The organism is Bacillus sp. FSL M7-0307, assembly GCF_038627835.1.
Lineage (GTDB): Bacteria > Bacillota > Bacilli > Bacillales > Bacillaceae > Bacillus > Bacillus altitudinis.
The window spans coordinates 3,474,431-3,489,327 of record NZ_CP152023.1 but is presented as its reverse complement, the minus strand read 5'-3'; the positions used below and the strand labels follow the sequence as shown (position 1 = coordinate 3,489,327).

17 protein-coding genes are annotated in these 14,897 nt (G+C 42.6%); 10 read left to right on the top strand and 7 right to left on the bottom strand.

Annotation, left to right across the window (positions count from 1 at the left end; all coding sequences use genetic code 11):
- Positions 1–9: 9 nt before the first annotated feature.
- The 3 genes from thiM to MHI41_RS17870 all read left to right on the top strand — a co-directional run bounded on the left by thiM (position 10) and on the right by MHI41_RS17870 (position 1,998).
- Positions 10–834: a hydroxyethylthiazole kinase gene (gene thiM, locus MHI41_RS17880; RefSeq protein WP_342494373.1), complete on the top strand. Its 825-nt coding sequence runs from the start codon at positions 10–12 to the stop codon at positions 832–834.
- A complete protein-coding gene (gene thiE, locus MHI41_RS17875; RefSeq protein ID WP_342494372.1) occupies positions 821–1,510 on the top strand; it encodes a thiamine phosphate synthase in 690 nt (229 codons plus the stop codon). The genes thiM and thiE overlap by 14 nt, the downstream gene beginning before the upstream one ends.
- Positions 1,511–1,623: 113 nt before the next feature.
- Positions 1,624–1,998 (top strand): nuclear transport factor 2 family protein, encoded by a 375-nt coding sequence (locus tag MHI41_RS17870; protein ID WP_008345523.1) that lies wholly within the window; start codon positions 1,624–1,626, stop codon positions 1,996–1,998.
- A gap of 26 nt (positions 1,999–2,024) precedes the next feature.
- Here MHI41_RS17870 and MHI41_RS17865 read toward each other — a convergent pair whose 3' ends face one another.
- The 6 genes from MHI41_RS17865 to MHI41_RS17840 all read right to left on the bottom strand — a co-directional run bounded on the left by MHI41_RS17865 (position 2,025) and on the right by MHI41_RS17840 (position 6,411).
- Positions 2,025–2,363 carry a DUF4288 domain-containing protein gene (locus MHI41_RS17865; protein ID WP_017360152.1) on the bottom strand — a complete coding sequence of 113 codons (339 nt, stop codon included), beginning with the start codon at positions 2,361–2,363 and terminating at the stop codon, positions 2,025–2,027.
- A 301-nt stretch (positions 2,364–2,664) separates the two neighbouring features.
- Positions 2,665–4,203, bottom strand: coding sequence for a cation acetate symporter (locus tag MHI41_RS17860; protein WP_282833292.1), 1,539 nt, complete (start codon positions 4,201–4,203; stop codon positions 2,665–2,667).
- Positions 4,200–4,514, bottom strand: coding sequence for a DUF485 domain-containing protein (locus MHI41_RS17855; protein ID WP_025208191.1), 315 nt, complete (start codon positions 4,512–4,514; stop codon positions 4,200–4,202). The genes MHI41_RS17860 and MHI41_RS17855 overlap by 4 nt, the downstream gene beginning before the upstream one ends.
- Positions 4,515–4,621: 107 nt before the next feature.
- The gene (locus MHI41_RS17850; RefSeq protein WP_046526772.1) at positions 4,622–5,290 is read right to left on the bottom strand and encodes a glycosyltransferase family protein; all 669 of its coding nucleotides are present in this window, start codon (positions 5,288–5,290) and stop codon (positions 4,622–4,624) included.
- On the bottom strand, positions 5,283–5,972 hold the full coding sequence (locus tag MHI41_RS17845) for a class I SAM-dependent methyltransferase (RefSeq protein WP_342494371.1): 690 nt from the start codon (positions 5,970–5,972) through the stop codon (positions 5,283–5,285). Before MHI41_RS17845 ends, MHI41_RS17850 begins: the two co-directional genes overlap by 8 nt.
- Positions 5,973–6,270: 298 nt before the next feature.
- Positions 6,271–6,411: an anti-repressor SinI family protein gene (locus MHI41_RS17840; protein ID WP_008345506.1), complete on the bottom strand. Its 141-nt coding sequence runs from the start codon at positions 6,409–6,411 to the stop codon at positions 6,271–6,273.
- A 458-nt stretch (positions 6,412–6,869) separates the two neighbouring features.
- Here MHI41_RS17840 and MHI41_RS17835 point away from each other — a divergent pair, with 458 nt between their 5' ends.
- Positions 6,870–7,253 (top strand): GtrA family protein, encoded by a 384-nt coding sequence (locus tag MHI41_RS17835; protein ID WP_024719496.1) that lies wholly within the window; start codon positions 6,870–6,872, stop codon positions 7,251–7,253.
- 26 nt (positions 7,254–7,279) lie between these two features.
- Positions 7,280–7,537 (top strand): hypothetical protein, encoded by a 258-nt coding sequence (locus tag MHI41_RS17830; protein WP_008345502.1) that lies wholly within the window; start codon positions 7,280–7,282, stop codon positions 7,535–7,537.
- A 34-nt stretch (positions 7,538–7,571) separates the two neighbouring features.
- Here MHI41_RS17830 and MHI41_RS17825 read toward each other — a convergent pair whose 3' ends face one another.
- Positions 7,572–8,417 carry an AraC family transcriptional regulator gene (locus tag MHI41_RS17825; RefSeq protein WP_008345501.1) on the bottom strand — a complete coding sequence of 282 codons (846 nt, stop codon included), beginning with the start codon at positions 8,415–8,417 and terminating at the stop codon, positions 7,572–7,574.
- A gap of 175 nt (positions 8,418–8,592) precedes the next feature.
- On the opposite strand from MHI41_RS17825, the gene MHI41_RS17820 reads away from it, so the two are divergent.
- The 5 genes from MHI41_RS17820 (at position 8,593) to qoxA (ending at position 14,882) form a co-directional block, all read left to right on the top strand.
- A complete protein-coding gene (locus MHI41_RS17820) occupies positions 8,593–9,777 on the top strand; it encodes a galactokinase (RefSeq protein ID WP_342494370.1) in 1,185 nt (394 codons plus the stop codon).
- Positions 9,777–10,769 carry a UDP-glucose 4-epimerase GalE gene (galE, locus tag MHI41_RS17815; RefSeq protein WP_024719494.1) on the top strand — a complete coding sequence of 331 codons (993 nt, stop codon included), beginning with the start codon at positions 9,777–9,779 and terminating at the stop codon, positions 10,767–10,769. The genes MHI41_RS17820 and galE overlap by 1 nt, the downstream gene beginning before the upstream one ends.
- 31 nt (positions 10,770–10,800) lie before the next feature.
- On the top strand, positions 10,801–12,321 hold the full coding sequence (gene galT, locus MHI41_RS17810; RefSeq protein WP_342494369.1) for a UDP-glucose--hexose-1-phosphate uridylyltransferase: 1,521 nt from the start codon (positions 10,801–10,803) through the stop codon (positions 12,319–12,321).
- 7 nt (positions 12,322–12,328) lie between these two features.
- Complete coding sequence (locus MHI41_RS17805) at positions 12,329–13,411, top strand: aminopeptidase P family N-terminal domain-containing protein (protein WP_282833296.1); 1,083 nt, start codon at positions 12,329–12,331, stop codon at positions 13,409–13,411.
- Positions 13,412–13,925: 514 nt separating this feature from the next.
- Positions 13,926–14,882 (top strand): cytochrome aa3 quinol oxidase subunit II, encoded by a 957-nt coding sequence (gene qoxA / locus MHI41_RS17800; RefSeq protein ID WP_089374137.1) that lies wholly within the window; start codon positions 13,926–13,928, stop codon positions 14,880–14,882.
- Positions 14,883–14,897 lie beyond the last annotated feature (15 nt).

Sequence of the window (14,897 nt, the reverse complement as noted above, 5' to 3'; positions counted from 1 at the left end):
ACGATACAGATGAAATTAAGCTGCGTGTCTCATCTTTTGGAACAGGTTCGAGCGGAAAATCCGCTTGTCCATAATATCACCAACCAGGTTGTGACGAACTTTACAGCGAATGGACTGCTTGCTTTAGGTGCTTCTCCAGTCATGGCAAACGCCAAAGAAGAAGTGGCAGAAATGGCGCAATTAGCGGATGCACTTGTGCTGAATATCGGCACACTAACAAAGGATACAGTGGAAGCAATGGTCATTGCTGGACAAGCGGCCAATGAAAAAGGTGTACCGGTTCTATTAGATCCTGTTGGTGTTGGTGCGACAACGTTTCGGACGAGTGCGGCGAAACAGCTGTTACAGCAAGTGGACATCACTGTTGTTAGAGGGAATGCTGCTGAAATAGCTCATTTAATTGGAGTGAATGGCTGGCAGTCAAAAGGGGTTGATGCAAAAGGGGCAAATGGAGATGTATCGTCTTTAGCAAAGCAGGCGACAAAAGCACTTCAAACCGTTGTGGCGATTACAGGGGAAGTGGATGTCGTGTCAGATGGAGAAGAGGTTCTGTCTATTCATAATGGACACGAATGGTTAACCAAGGTGACAGGGACCGGCTGTTTACTCACCTCTGTCATAGGGGCATTTTGTGCAACAGGGGAACGTCCAGTTCATGCGTCGGCATCAGCTCTGCTGTTTTATGGTGTCGCTGCAGAAAAGGCAGCTCAGCAGACAAATGAGAAAGGGCCAGGGACCTTTCAAATCGAATTGTTAAACGCGCTGTCCAATACAAATGGTCAAGATGTGATCACGTTAGGAAAAATAGGGGGAGTTTTGCATGACGAAGGTTGATCAGCAGCTAATCAAACAGCAATTATCGGTTTATTTTATTATGGGAACAGCGAATACAAGCCGGCATCCGCTTGATGTGGTGAAAGAGGCCATTCAAGGCGGGATCACGATGTTTCAGTTTCGTGAAAAGGGTGAAGGTGCTCTGCAAGGTGAAGAAAAGAAAAAAATCGCTCGGCAGATTCAAGCACTTTGCCAAGAAGCGAATATCCCCTTTATCGTAAATGATGATGTACAGCTTGCAATCGATCTTGATGCAGATGGTGTCCATGTTGGGCAGGAAGATACACTTGCACAAGATGTACGGCAAAGAATCGGGAATAAAATATTAGGCGTGTCCACGCACAATCTAGATGAAGTGAGGCAAGCGATGAAGGACGGGGCAGATTACGTTGGGATGGGTCCAGTCTATCCTACAGAAACAAAAAAGGATACACGCAGTGTCCAAGGTGTTTCTTTAATCAACGAAGTACGTCAACACGCTCTTCACATTCCTATTGTGGGCATCGGCGGTATCACATATGAAAATGCGGCACCAGTCATCCAAACGGGAGCCGATGGCATTAGCATCATTAGCGCCATTAGCCAAAGCGCTAATCCGAAAAAAGCTGCGGAAGAACTAACATCTCTCGTCGAGTCAGAGAAAGCAGCTCTTTCATCTGTAAAAGACATGGATTGACTCATCCATGTCTTTTCTTACTTGCGTGAAAAATAGACAGAAGAGATACAATTGTGTACAATCTAATTGTTCGATTTTCTTCGAAATGACAGGTAAATAAAGGAGAATGAATCATGGAAGTGCTCGATACGTATTTTCGCCGATATGATGAAGCGGGAAAAGGGCAAGAGCAAATGAACGAATTGCTGGCATTGTTTTCTGATGATGTCATGATTGTCTTAAATGGTGCTGAAAAGCCTGGCATCCAAGCGTTCACACAGTTTTTGAACACATTTTTCCACGTACATGAAGACATTAAGCACATGTGGGATGGCTGGGTGAAACGAGAAGATGGGAAGTATGAAACAAACTGGGCTGTTTGCGGAAAGTTAACAGACGGTCGTGTATATACAGCAGAAGGCATTGATATTGCGGAGCTGGATGATCAAGGAAAGATCGTTTATTTAGAAAACGTCCCGAAAAACCCAGAGTTATTCCAGCGATATTAAAAAGCCGGCAGAGCAGCCGGCTTCTTTTATTTGTCTAACGAATAAGCGTCAATCGCTTCTTTAGCAGATGTTTCTTGATCAAAAAGAAGATATCGGCTGTACACTTCGCTTAAATGCAGGGGACCTTCGTCTAAGTTTTCAACTAGCTCAAAGATATCTAGTACGGCTACTAGTTTTGTGGTTGTTTGTCCATGATCCCCATTTTCAAATGTCTCATCTGGAAAATGGTCTTTGACGATTTGTTTCACTTTTCGATTGTTTTTTGCTCTCACTAAAATGATTCGTTCCTCAAAGATTTTATCCGGTCTCACCTTTGGTGAGGAGCTAGATTCAAATAATAATTTTGCTGAGTACAATTTATGCATATGTTTCACTTCTTCCTTGTGGGGTGAATTTCCAGTATGTGTTTAAAATGATAACATAAGAATAACAAGAGAATTGAAGTCTATGGGGGTAATAGGGTTGAAAAGAATCATTGATAACAGAGGAGAAGTTCATGAAATTCTGTTGATCATCATCACATGCTGTTCGTTGATCACGTTGAGGAAATGTGGCAAGTTAGAAAGATATAAAGAGAGATTAAAAGGCCAATTTATCCCATATTGAGTACAGTTTTGAAATAGCAAGAACACTGAAAAAGCCGGCAGAGCAGCCGGCTTTTTCTCATCAATCTGTATCCATATGCATGCCTGTGTGTGCTTTTACTTGAATTTCTGTAAAGGTGTCTTCATCTGCTTTTTCAGAGGAGAAAATGGTGCCTAAGTAAGCCGCAAGGAATCCGAGCGGGATCGAGATAATCCCAGGGTTCGATAGTGGGATAAGCGGCTCTCCTGTGAAAATTGCTGCCCCTGATGGGTCCCAGACGCTTGGGCTGAGTGACACGATCAGGAGTGCGCTCAGAAGACCTGTTAAGCTTCCTGCGATAGCACCTGTTGAGTTAAATCGTTTCCAAAAGACAGTGAAGATAATCAACGGTAAATTCGCACTTGCTGCCACTGCGAAGGCAAGTGACACAAGAAAAGCAACGTTTAAAGATTGCGCAAATAATGCAAGAATGATGGAAAGGATGGCCACGCCGATGGAAGCAAAGCGTGCCGCCTTCACCTGTTCCCGTTCACTCGCTTTCCCTTTGCGGATAATCTGGCTATAAAAATCATGGGCAAAGGCAGACGCGGCGGATAAAACAAGACCGGTCACCACTGCTAAAATGGTCGCAAAGGCAATAGCGGAAACAAAGGCAAATAAAAAATCTCCCCCTAGGGCCTGTGCAAGCAGTGGTGCTGCCATGTTTCCTGCTGCATCGGCTGCCGTAATTGCATCTGTTCCGACAAAAGCAGCGGCACCGAAGCCGAGGAAAACCGTCATTAAATAAAAAATCCCGATAATCCACGTAGCGGATAGAACAGATTTACGCGCAGAAATGGCATCCTTTACTGTATAAAAACGGATCAAAATGTGCGGCAAACCTGCTGTTCCTAGCACAAGGGCAAGGTTCAGAGACAGGGTCTCTAAAGGCACATCATATTTATTTCCCGGGTGAAGAAAAGCTTCACCAAGCGGGGTCGCTGTTTTCATCTGCTCAAACATCTTCAGCAGGCTAAAATCAAACTTGGCAAACACAAGCAGCGAAATAATCAGCGTGCCCAGCATGAGAAGCACAGCTTTCGTGATCTGTACCCAGCTGGTTGCGATCATGCCGCCAAACACGACATAAATAGTCATCAAGACACCTACGATCAGCACCGCAATCCAGTAATCAATGCCAAGAAGCAGTTTGATTAATGCACCTGCCCCAACAAGCTGTGCAATCATATAAAAAGTTGAGACTGTGATTGTGTTAAATGCGGCTACCCCTCGAATGGCAGGACGCTTAAATCGTGCAGCAATCATATCAGCCATCGTATATTTTCCTAGATTTCGCAGTGGTTCAGCCACGACATAAAGGACGACAAGATACGCTACAAGAAAGCCAATACTATAGAAAAAGCCGTCAAATCCATTTAAGGCGATCATGCCGGCGATCCCTAAAAATGAAGCAGCAGACATATAGTCCCCGGCAATGGCAAGGCCGTTCTGAAACCCAGTCAGTCCGCCGCCTGCGGTGTAAAAATCACTCGCATTGCTTGTTTTTTTCGCAGCAAAATACGTGATGACCAATGTGAGACCTACGATCGCTATGAATAAAATAAAAGCGGTCATACTCATTCGTCATCACCTCTAGATTCAGTTTTTAAAGCGCTTACATATTTGTCGAACTGAGCTGCTTTTTTTGCATAAAGCCCACATAAAACCCATGTCATCACAAATTGCGTGAGGGCAAATAACCAAGCCCACGTGATCGCTCCAATTGCTGGCGTGTTCAAAAAGGTGAAGTAGGATGTAGCAACCGGAAGTGAAAAGTAAAAGAGAAAAAAGAAAATCGTCATCGGTACGATAAATCTGCGTTTTTCCTCAAGAAGTTTTCGAAAATCCTTTGAAGCGGCAACCTTCTTATAATGAACGTTTTTGTCTGCCATTGTTTCCTCCTTTGTACGAATTAGGGACAAGGTACTCCAATGCATATGAGACGATCTGGTTGTTTATGACAGTATATCATAAAAAAGGCACCCGAAAAGGGTGCTTTCTATCGATAATTTGCAAGAAATGTTTGTCTTGCTTTTTCATATGCTTCTGCATCAAAATGATCTCCGCATTTGTGAATACACCAGGGCTCCACTTGCCTTGCAATCCCAACCTCATATCCCTGCTGTGCAAACTCAAAAGACTGTGACACATCATAAAAATGAAACCCGTCTAAGAGGTCCTCACGCCACTTGATATCATATTGTGTTGCCATAAAAAGACCGTCAATAGCAGAAGCTTTGATATAACCTTGGGGCTCTGTCTGTGGATGACCAGATTCAAACGTCAGTAGCTGATAGGTGTCGTGCCGATATTCAATGACTTTCCCTCTGCAATCATGGCTCTCCCACCAGATTCCATTGTCTGGCACACTTTCTGCACCTATTACCCCAAGCATGCCAAGTGACGGATTCTGCAAGAAAAGTGGGATCAGCTCGAGAAGCATATGCTGTTTGACGATGAGTGTATCTTGATGAAGATAAATTTTAAACTGTGCAGGATGAGTGAGAGCTTCATTGTATCCAGAGGCCATACTTGATGCATGTCTAATAGGCAAAACCTCTACATGATACCCGTGCGGAGCAGGAAGTGAAGCGAGCTGCCGGAAGCAAGCTTGAAACATCGACTCATCATTTACACATAAAACAAATAAGATGGTGGGGCTACTCATTGAGTTGAACCGCCTCAACCACGTATTGATAGGCTGTCGCTGCCTCGTTAAAATCAAAACGGATGCCATGTTTTACGAGTAATTCATGTAGATCATTCATGACGCCCGTATAGGAAGGGTGTTGTACACGAATGGTTTCAAGCTCACGAACATGGAACTCGGCTGACTGAAAGAGGGCATGAATTTCGTGAAGGGTAAAGAAGCGTAAATGTGTTTGATCCATTAATCCTGCATCTGTATAAGAAAATCTCCCAGCCAGTAATTCTAAAACCGTTGAAATATGACCAATATTCGGAATGGAAGACAAGATGACCCCTTCCTTTTTCAGAAAAGGTTTGACCTTTTTTAAAACGGCCCAAGGGTCTAATAAATGTTCAAGGACGTCTCCGAAAATGATGCAGTCAAATTGTTCATGCTGATAAGGCAGCGCCATCTGTTCAATATTGCCGCATAAAACATAATCCAGCGCTTTCTCAGCCTGCTTTGCCGCATCTTCAAAAGATTCAATTCCATATATGGTACGGTCTTGTTGTTTTAGGACTTTGCCAAGCTGGCCTGTGCCGCATCCGATATCCAAGATAGACGTCCATTCCTTACGAATACGATGGACAATCACAGGGTTCACACCGTGATAATATTGATCCTTCTTTTGATGATAATAAGATAGGGAATCTGAACTCACGCGCCACCCACCTTTCTTCTTTCTTGTGTCTCATGCTTAATATATGGGTGGGGAGCTTGGTTTTATAACGAAAATGGGCAATTTCCATGAATGACAGCTAAAAAGGGGTCATATAAAGAACAGGGAACGGACTGTCCTCCTAAAAATAGAAAGACAGAACCCCATTGAGTGGAAGGGATTGGTATGATGAGGTGTTCAATTATTGTAGCGTATCGTCATGAAAGGATGTTTAAAAGGTCAATTGACAGGTTAGAACTTTAGCCAAAGCAATCTGAAAGACAAAGGATAACGGCGTTGATTACGGTTTGTTTATCATCTTCTGATCACCGTTGGATGTTAAAAAAGCTTGTATTTCCTCGATGCCTAGTCCAATTTTTTTCGCTTCTTGAATCAAATAAACCCACTCTTCGTCAACTCTTCTTTTCACTTGCGTATCCATAATATCCTCCAGTTCAATAAGACATATTCATCTGCAACCAATGACTTGAACAAACCGTCTAGTAACTGTACGTGTATGTGAATGGAGTACAAAAATAGATTTTTGTCGAAAAATGATGACATTTAACCTATTTTGTAAAATCTATCACCTACCACGTTCCTAAAAAAATGACTAAAAAACCCATAAATATTGAATTCTTACTTCTCATAATAAACAATTGTAAAGTCAGTTAAAAGATTATAAATTAAAATAATGATAAAGACCTAAATCATTTGACTCATATAAACCAATAAGGTTGACATATGCCATCAGCGTGAACAAATTTCATCTTTGCAGGACGCACATATTGTGCGTTTGGGAAGTTCTTCTTAAGATGGTATTCTAAAAGAAACAGAATTCACCAAGAAGGAATGAAGAAAGACATGTATAGCCTTTTTCAAAAGTATCAAGAAGTTGTCATGTATCTGATCATGGGTGTGTGTACAACCATTGTCAACATAGTCAGCTTCTATTTATTCGTTGAGATGTTTTCTATGGATTACAAAACAGCAACGGTTGTTTCATGGGTGTTTGCTGTGCTCTTTGCTTATATCACCAATAAGAAGTATGTCTTCAAGCAAAAGGCTCGTGACACAAAAAGCCTGATGCGTGAGCTTTCTTCATTTTTTAGTGTCCGTCTCATGTCTCTAGGTGTAGATCTGGGGCTGATGATTTTATTTGTGAGCCAAATGGCGCTCAACGAAACCGTCGCAAAAATTCTTGTTAACTTTGTGATTGTCGTGGTCAATTATGTCGCCAGTAAATGGTTCGTCTTCAAGAAAACAAAAGAAGATGCGATTTAACACATGAAAAAGATAGGTGATGTGAAATGAGCAGCAGGCCAGACGAATTATATGATGCCATATATCAACAAACAGAAAAGCAGCATGAACAAGTGTTGAGGCTAGTCAAAGAAATGACCGCACATCCAGAAGCATTTTCTGAACAAGAAAAGGAAAAGATCAACCGAATGGACATTGCGCTTCAAACAGCGACGGACATTTTAGAAAATTTAATGACCCCTGATACGCAAATGACCATTGTTTTAAGACAAGGGAGAATTCGTGTTGACCTGACGAAAGCGTAAAAGAAGCAGCCAATTGAAAAGCGGCTGCTTTTTATTATGCATCGCTTGTTTCCCGGAGTTGCTTTGGAGACATGCCGATTTTCTTTCGAAAGACTTTATTCAAGTAATTCGCGTTTCGGTAGCCGCACTGTGTGGCGATTTCTTCAATCGAGTATTTCGTTGTTTTCAGTAACGTTTCCGCCTTTTCTAAACGAATATTGGTTAAATAATGAATCGGTGTGAAGCCAGTTGCCTTTTTGAATTCCCTCGTAAAATGACTTTTGGATAAACGTGCCGCAGCTGCCATATCGTCAGGCCCAATCTCCTCGTGAAAATGGTGGCTTGCAAATAAGGCCGCTTGGACGATGGGCTCAGGCCATTTCTCCATTTGTCCCTCAAGCTTTGGCAAATATGAATACAGTTCCATGACAAATTGATAAGCAAGGCTAGACCCCTCAAATGGATTGGTAATCCGTCTTTCACTGGCTTCATCATAAATCTTCTTTAGCAGGCGGATCGGTTTGGAATTCGGATGAAAACGCATGACCTGCTTTCCTTGATCGATAAATTGATCAAAGCAAAGGTCACAGGCTTCCCCATAAAGTGTTAAATAGAGAAATTCCCAATGTTCACTGTCTTCTGGAAAATAGTATTGATAAGCACTGGGGCTTTTCACCAGAAAGGCCTGTCCAGGCAATACTTTGAATCGTTTCTGTCCGATTTCAATCATGCCGTGTCCAGACAGTGTGAGCTGAAAGATGCACTTGCCCTGATCCTTCCGCTCTACGCCATTCCAGCTGTATAACGAAGATGATTGAACTTCCCAGCCAACAGACCAGATTTGGGCCGGCAATGTCACATCAGAATGGTGAAAACGAAATGCAAATGCTTCCTTCTTCAAATTGGAAACCCTCCTTCACAGCAAAAAACAACCTTTTTCTATTTTGAATCATGTTACACCTCATATCACATCGTACCATTCACAGCAAAAAAAGGGTATTTTTTAACGATTTTTTTACCATTGAACTTCAGCTGACGGGGCAACTAAAATAAGATTATCAGAAGAGAAAAGGGGAATGGATATGATCGACACATTACGAGCAGCATTTCACCAGAAATTTGGAAATCAGGAAGAACTCCGCTATTTTTTCGCCCCAGGCAGAGTCAATCTGATTGGTGAACACACAGATTATAATGGGGGCCATGTCTTTCCATGTGCACTCACTCTTGGTACATATGCTGCGGGAGCAAGACGATCAGATGGACGCGTCAGAATGTATTCCTTGAATTTTGAAGAAGAAGGTGTGAAAGAGTTCGACCTTTTTGAAATCGCTTTCTCAGAATCGGACGGCTGGGCGAATTATCCGAAGGGAGTATTCCAACAGTTTATCGAAGCAGGCATGGATGTGAAAGAAGGCTTTGATATTGTATATGCCGGCAATATCCCAAATGGCGCAGGCCTGTCATCCTCTGCCTCTATTGAGCTCGTCACGGCTGTCTTGATCAATGAATGGTCGTCATTCGGCGTAACGCAAATCGACCTAGCCCTTCTTGCGCAGCGTGCTGAAAATGAGTTTATTGGCGTGAACTGCGGCATTATGGATCAATTTTCAATTAGTCTTGGAAAAGAAGGTCACGCTATTTTGCTCAATTGTGACACGCTTTCCTTTGAATACAGCCCATTTCGGCAAGAGGGTCTGGCACTTGTCATTGCCAATACAAATAAAAAACGAACACTTGCAGATTCCAAATACAATGAACGCCGTTCAGAATGTCAATCGGCTTTAAACGATCTTAGAAAAGAACGAGATATTGCGCATTTATGTGAGCTCACGGTGGATGAATTCGCTAAGCATGAACATTTGATACAAGATGAAACGTGTAGAAAACGTGCAAGACATGCCATCACGGAAAACGAGAGGACCATGAAAGCAGTAAATTTTCTGAAAGATGATAAAATGGAAGAACTAGGTGCACTCATGAAGGCATCTCACCTTTCTTTAAAGAATGATTATGAAGTCACTGGGCTTGAGCTAGATGCACTGGCGGAAGCCGCATGGCAACATCCAGGGGCGATTGGTTCCCGTATGACAGGTGCTGGCTTTGGGGGTTGTACCGTCAGCATTGTGAAAGAAGAGCTACTGGACTCATTTATAGAAGAAACAGGTGCGATTTATCAAGAAAAAACAGGCATTCAAGCCTCTTTTTACACAGCTGGAATTGGAGGCGGCGCTAGAGAATTAACGAAGGAGGAATTTTGATGGCAATTTTAGTATGTGGGGGAGCAGGTTTTATTGGCAGTCATGCGGTAGCGGCTCTTTTGGCTAAAGGAGAACAAGTAGTAATTGTGGATAATTTGCAGACAGGTCATAAAGAGGCAGTCGTAAAGGGTGCCGTATTAGAAGAGGGAGATTTAAGGGATCATGCTTTTTTAAGACGGGTTTTTCAAACGCATGACATAGAAGCGGTCATGCACTTTGCGGCAGATTCTCTTGTTGGAGAAAGTGTAACAGACCCGCTGAAGTACTATGACAACAATGTCGGAGGGGCAACGGCTTTACTTCAGGTGATGAATGAATTTGATGTGAAACGCATTGTATTCTCTTCAACTGCTGCGACATATGGTGAACCAAAGCGTGTACCGATCGTTGAAACGGATGAGACGAACCCAACAAATCCTTATGGGGAAACGAAGCTCGCGATTGAGAAAATGCTGAAGTGGTCTGAGCAGGCATATGGTATTGAATATGTTGTGCTTCGCTATTTTAATGTAGCCGGTGCTCATACAGAAGGGATTGTCGGTGAAGATCATCAGCCAGAAACGCATTTAATTCCGATTATTCTACAAGTGGCTTTAGGAAAGCGTGATCAAATCATGATTTACGGTGATGATTATGAAACAGAGGATGGTACATGCATTAGAGACTACATTCATGTCATGGATTTAGTAGAGGCACACATTCTAGCGGTTGAGCGTCTGCGTGAAGGAAAAGGAAGCGCGACGTACAACTTAGGGAACGGCACAGGCTTCTCTGTGAAGCAGGTCGTAGAAGCTGCAAGAGAAGTGACGGGGCATGCCATTCCAGCACAGGTGGCAGAAAGACGTGCGGGTGATCCGGCTAAGCTGATTGCTTCATCAGAAAAAGCGCTGAAAGAACTAGGATGGAAGCCGCAATATGCAGATCTCCACACCATCATTCAAAGTGCATGGGATTGGTTTCAGAAACATCCAGATGGCTATCAAAGTGAGTAACGTGTAGCAGGCAAGGGAGGAGACAAAGGGAATGGCGATTGATATTTTTGAAAAGCTAGAACAGCTGATTCAATACGGGATCAATAAAGAGCTAATATCACCACTAGATATGGATTATACAAGGAACCGGCTGCTAGAGGTGCTTGGTCTCGATGATGCTGAGGCAAGAACAGTCTCAGGAGACAGCGACCTTGAAGACATCTTAATGCCGATGCTCGATTGGGCAGTTGAAACAGGTCTTATTCCTGACGGGACAGATACGTATCGTGATTTATTAGATGCCAAAATCATGGGCTGCTTGGTGGCGCCTCCGAGTGTCATCTATGCAAAGTTTGAAGAGAAACGCCAACATGACGGACCAAAGGCAGCGACAAGCTGGTTTTATGAAATGCAGCAGCATGCCCACTATATTCATACAGGCAGAATCGCCAAAAACGTGCAGTGGTTTACACCGACAGAAGATGGTGAGCTTGAGATCACGATTAATCTATCGAAACCGGAAAAGGACCCAAAAGCGATCGCTGAAGCCAAAAAGCTGAGTCAAAAGCAATATCCTCTTTGTCTCCTTTGTAAAGAAAATGTTGGGTTTGGGGGACGCATCAATCACCCAGCAAGACAGAATCACCGGATTATTCCGGTGACACTTACAAATGAGTCGTGGTTTATGCAATTCTCGCCGTATGTGTATTACAACGAACATTGTATTGTGTTCAAGGGCGAGCATGAACCAATGCAGATATCTAAAAAGACCTTCGAGCGTCTGCTTTCCTTCATATCGATATATCCGCACTATTTCATAGGATCAAATGCTGATCTTCCCATTGTTGGAGGGAGCATATTAAGTCATGACCATTTTCAAGGTGGTGCTCATGAATTTCCGATGGCGAAAGCAGAGATGGAAGAAGTGTTTTCTCTCGAAAAGTTTCCGAGGATGAAGGCAGGTATTGTGAAATGGCCGATGTCAGTGATCAGGCTTCAAAGCAGCGACCAGCAGACACTTGCGGAGGCAGCGGATTTTATATTAAATGAGTGGAAAATGTATTCAGATCCAGAAGCGGGGCTGTTCTCTCATACAGGAGAGACCCCGCACAATACCATTACACCAATCGCACGCCGTCATGGGGATGAGTACGAATTAGATCTCGTGCTACGAAATAATCGTACAGACAAGCAGCACCCAGGCGGAATCTTCCACCCGCACAAAGAAGTTCATCATATTAAAAAAGAGAATATCGGTTTAATTGAGGTCATGGGTCTCGCCGTCCTTCCTGGAAGATTAGCAGAGGAATTAAGCCAGCTAAAAGCAGCGCTGCTATCCAAAAAACCTCTTGAAGAAATCAAAGCCTGCCCGTCTATCATGAAGCACGAGCCATGGGCAGAGCGTCTGATCGAAGAGAATACCTTTACGAAGGACAACGTAGAAACCATTTTACAAAAAGAAATCGGCCTCATTTTTTCTCGTATACTCGCGCAGGCGGGTGTGTTTAAAAGAACAGAGCAAGGGAAAACAGCATTTAAACGTTTCATTCAAACACTCCATACAGGCAGGTGATGAGTTGATGATTGAACAGGTAAGAACTTTAATGGAAGAAAAACAACTCGACGGTGTTCTTATTCAAAAGCGTAATAACTTTTCTTGGCTTACAGGGGGAAGAAGAAACCACATTGTGTTAAACACGCCAGAGGGCGTTTGTCAGCTCCTTGTGTTGAAAGACGATATTGTCCTAGTTGTGAATCAAATGGAAGAAAAACGAATCATTGAAGAAGAAATGGCGTATTTTGACCATCCCTTTCAAGTCGTCACAATGGATTGGTTTGAGGATGAGACTCCTTACATTCAAACACTCATAAAAGACAAACGAATCGGTGCGGACATTCAAATGGAAGGAGTGGAATGGATCGAACCCGATTTGTCTCGTGTTCGATCGATCCTTTCAGCGCCACAGCTCAGCCAATACGAAACCCTTTGTCATGAAACAGCGGTTATTGTAGAAAGTGTCTGTCAAGAAATCGTTCCAGGACAGACGGAGCATGAAATTGCTTCGCTTGTTGCTCAAAGAGCGATTGGGCAGGGGATGACGATAGAAGTGCTGCTTGTGGCGACAGATGACCGTATTCATCAATATCGCCACCCGATCCCAACAGAAAAAGCACTTCAAAAGCATGCACTGGTTGTCCTTTGTGCTGAACGGCATGGACTCGTGGCAAATGTCACAAGATCCGTTTACTTTGGACAGCTACCAAAGGAGCTTGAAGAAAACAAGGAAAGGCTTGCGCGAATTGACACGGTCATGAATGCAGCCACTCGTCCAGGGAACACCATTGGAGATGTATTGAAGGCAGGCATTGCTCAATATGAAAAAGAAGGATTTCCTGATAGCTGGAAAAAGCTTCACCAAGGAGGGAAGACTGGATTTGTGTCTAGAGAGATCATTGCAGTTCCTTCATCCGTGGAAGAGATCCAGCTTCATCAAGTATTCACTTGGAATCCTTCCTTACCAGGATTGAAATCAGAGGATACGATGGTCGTAGAGAAAGAGGGGAATCGCTTTTTAACCTATACAGGCAAGTGGACGTATATAGACATAGAACATGAAGGAAGCATCTATAGGCGACCAGACATTTTGGTGAGAGATGAATAAATGAGAAACCGGCGATGAGCCGGTTTTTTGCTGGAAGTCTTTAGTGAGTTTCCACTCATTTATCACCATTACCAATCATTACAGCGCATAGGCGAGCGATCGATACTTTCTTTTCTTGTCGACTTGCGTTAAAATGAGTAAGGTTTTTGTTAAATATGGGGATACCTATTTCGGAATTGTTTACCTAGATAAAATTTCATAAAGTTAAATTGAAATTTGACCAAACTTTTTTATTGTGGTAAACCTAAATTTGACAAAGTTCTTGATTGTATGTCCTTTGCCTTCAACTCTCAACTTTTCAAAATCCTAGAAATTTATTGTGTGTGCAATAATATATATTTATGTCGAATTTATGACATTTTAATAGAAATCTGTTGAAAAATAAATGAACTTTTGAAAAAAGGGAAGCTAACTCCAACAGATTTTGATAGCATTACAAAGGGAAGAAAAGTTTTCGAAGGCAGATGGCTTTTCACAATTATTCAGCAATTTATACATTATTTAAGGAAGGATGGTGATCTTCTTGTTCAGAGCCATTAAACCTATGCTTTTATTAGCGATGCTCGTGAGTGTTTTTGTATTAGGAGGTTGCAGCAATATCGCTGTTTTAGATCCTAAAGGACCAGTCGCAGCACAACAAAAAGACTTAATCCTTTTATCTATTGGATTCATGCTCTTTATCGTTGGTGCGGTATTTGTACTGTTTACCATCATTTTGGTTAAATACCGTGAGCGTAAGGACGTTGGAAACGCCTCTTATAACCCAGAACTACACGGGAATACGCTTCTAGAAGTTGTCTGGACAGTGATCCCAATATTAATCGTTGCTGCCCTTTCAGTTCCAACTGTAAAAACCATTTACTCTTTGGAAGAGGCGCCTCAAGCAACAAGTCATAAAGATCCACTTGTCGTTTATGCTACAGCAGTTGATTGGAAATGGATCTTCAGCTATCCAGAGGAAAATATTGAAACAGTGAACTACTTAAACATTCCAAAAGATCAGCCGGTTTTATTTAAAATCACTTCTGCTGATACAATGGCATCACTATGGATTCCTCAGCTAGGCGGGGAGAAGTATGCGATGGCTGGAATGGAAATGGAACAATATCTTCAAGCTGATGAAGTAGGCACATATGAAGGAAGAAACGCCAACTTCACAGGCGAAGGCTTTGCTCAGCAAAAATTCAAAGTCAATGCGATGACGCAGTCTGACTATGATAAATGGGTAAATAAAACGAAAAAAGAAGCACCAAAGTTAACGAAGAAAACGTATGACTACTTGATGCTTCCTGATGCTGCAGATGTGCAGACATTCTCATCAACACATTTATCTTTTGCGAAGCACGGAGAGGATTCTGAATATGCACTCCAAGCACGCAAACGTTTAGGTTACCAATCAGTTTCTCCGCATTCCAAGACAGATCCTTTCGAGAATGTGAAGAACTATAAAAGAAAACTAGAAAACGAATAAACTGACTAAGGAAAG

Bases quoted from the DNA above. Each gene is read 5' to 3' on its own strand.
- MHI41_RS17865 (WP_017360152.1), bottom strand. From the start codon at position 2,363: ATGCATAAATTGTACTCAGCAAAATTATTATTTGAATCTAGCTCCTCA.
- galT (WP_342494369.1), top strand. From the start codon at position 10,801: ATGGCGATTGATATTTTTGAAAAGCTAGAACAGCTGATTCAATACGGG.
- MHI41_RS17855 (WP_025208191.1), bottom strand. From the start codon at position 4,514: ATGGCAGACAAAAACGTTCATTATAAGAAGGTTGCCGCTTCAAAGGAT.
- galE (WP_024719494.1), top strand. From the start codon at position 9,777: ATGGCAATTTTAGTATGTGGGGGAGCAGGTTTTATTGGCAGTCATGCG.
- thiM (WP_342494373.1), top strand. From the start codon at position 10: ATGAAATTAAGCTGCGTGTCTCATCTTTTGGAACAGGTTCGAGCGGAA.
- MHI41_RS17805 (WP_282833296.1), top strand. From the start codon at position 12,329: ATGATTGAACAGGTAAGAACTTTAATGGAAGAAAAACAACTCGACGGT.
- MHI41_RS17860 (WP_282833292.1), bottom strand. From the start codon at position 4,203: ATGAGTATGACCGCTTTTATTTTATTCATAGCGATCGTAGGTCTCACA.
- thiE (WP_342494372.1), top strand. From the start codon at position 821: ATGACGAAGGTTGATCAGCAGCTAATCAAACAGCAATTATCGGTTTAT.
- MHI41_RS17840 (WP_008345506.1), bottom strand. From the start codon at position 6,411: ATGGATACGCAAGTGAAAAGAAGAGTTGACGAAGAGTGGGTTTATTTG.
- MHI41_RS17820 (WP_342494370.1), top strand. From the start codon at position 8,593: ATGGATATGATCGACACATTACGAGCAGCATTTCACCAGAAATTTGGA.
- MHI41_RS17870 (WP_008345523.1), top strand. From the start codon at position 1,624: ATGGAAGTGCTCGATACGTATTTTCGCCGATATGATGAAGCGGGAAAA.
- MHI41_RS17830 (WP_008345502.1), top strand. From the start codon at position 7,280: ATGAGCAGCAGGCCAGACGAATTATATGATGCCATATATCAACAAACA.
- MHI41_RS17835 (WP_024719496.1), top strand. From the start codon at position 6,870: ATGTATCTGATCATGGGTGTGTGTACAACCATTGTCAACATAGTCAGC.
- MHI41_RS17850 (WP_046526772.1), bottom strand. From the start codon at position 5,290: ATGAGTAGCCCCACCATCTTATTTGTTTTATGTGTAAATGATGAGTCG.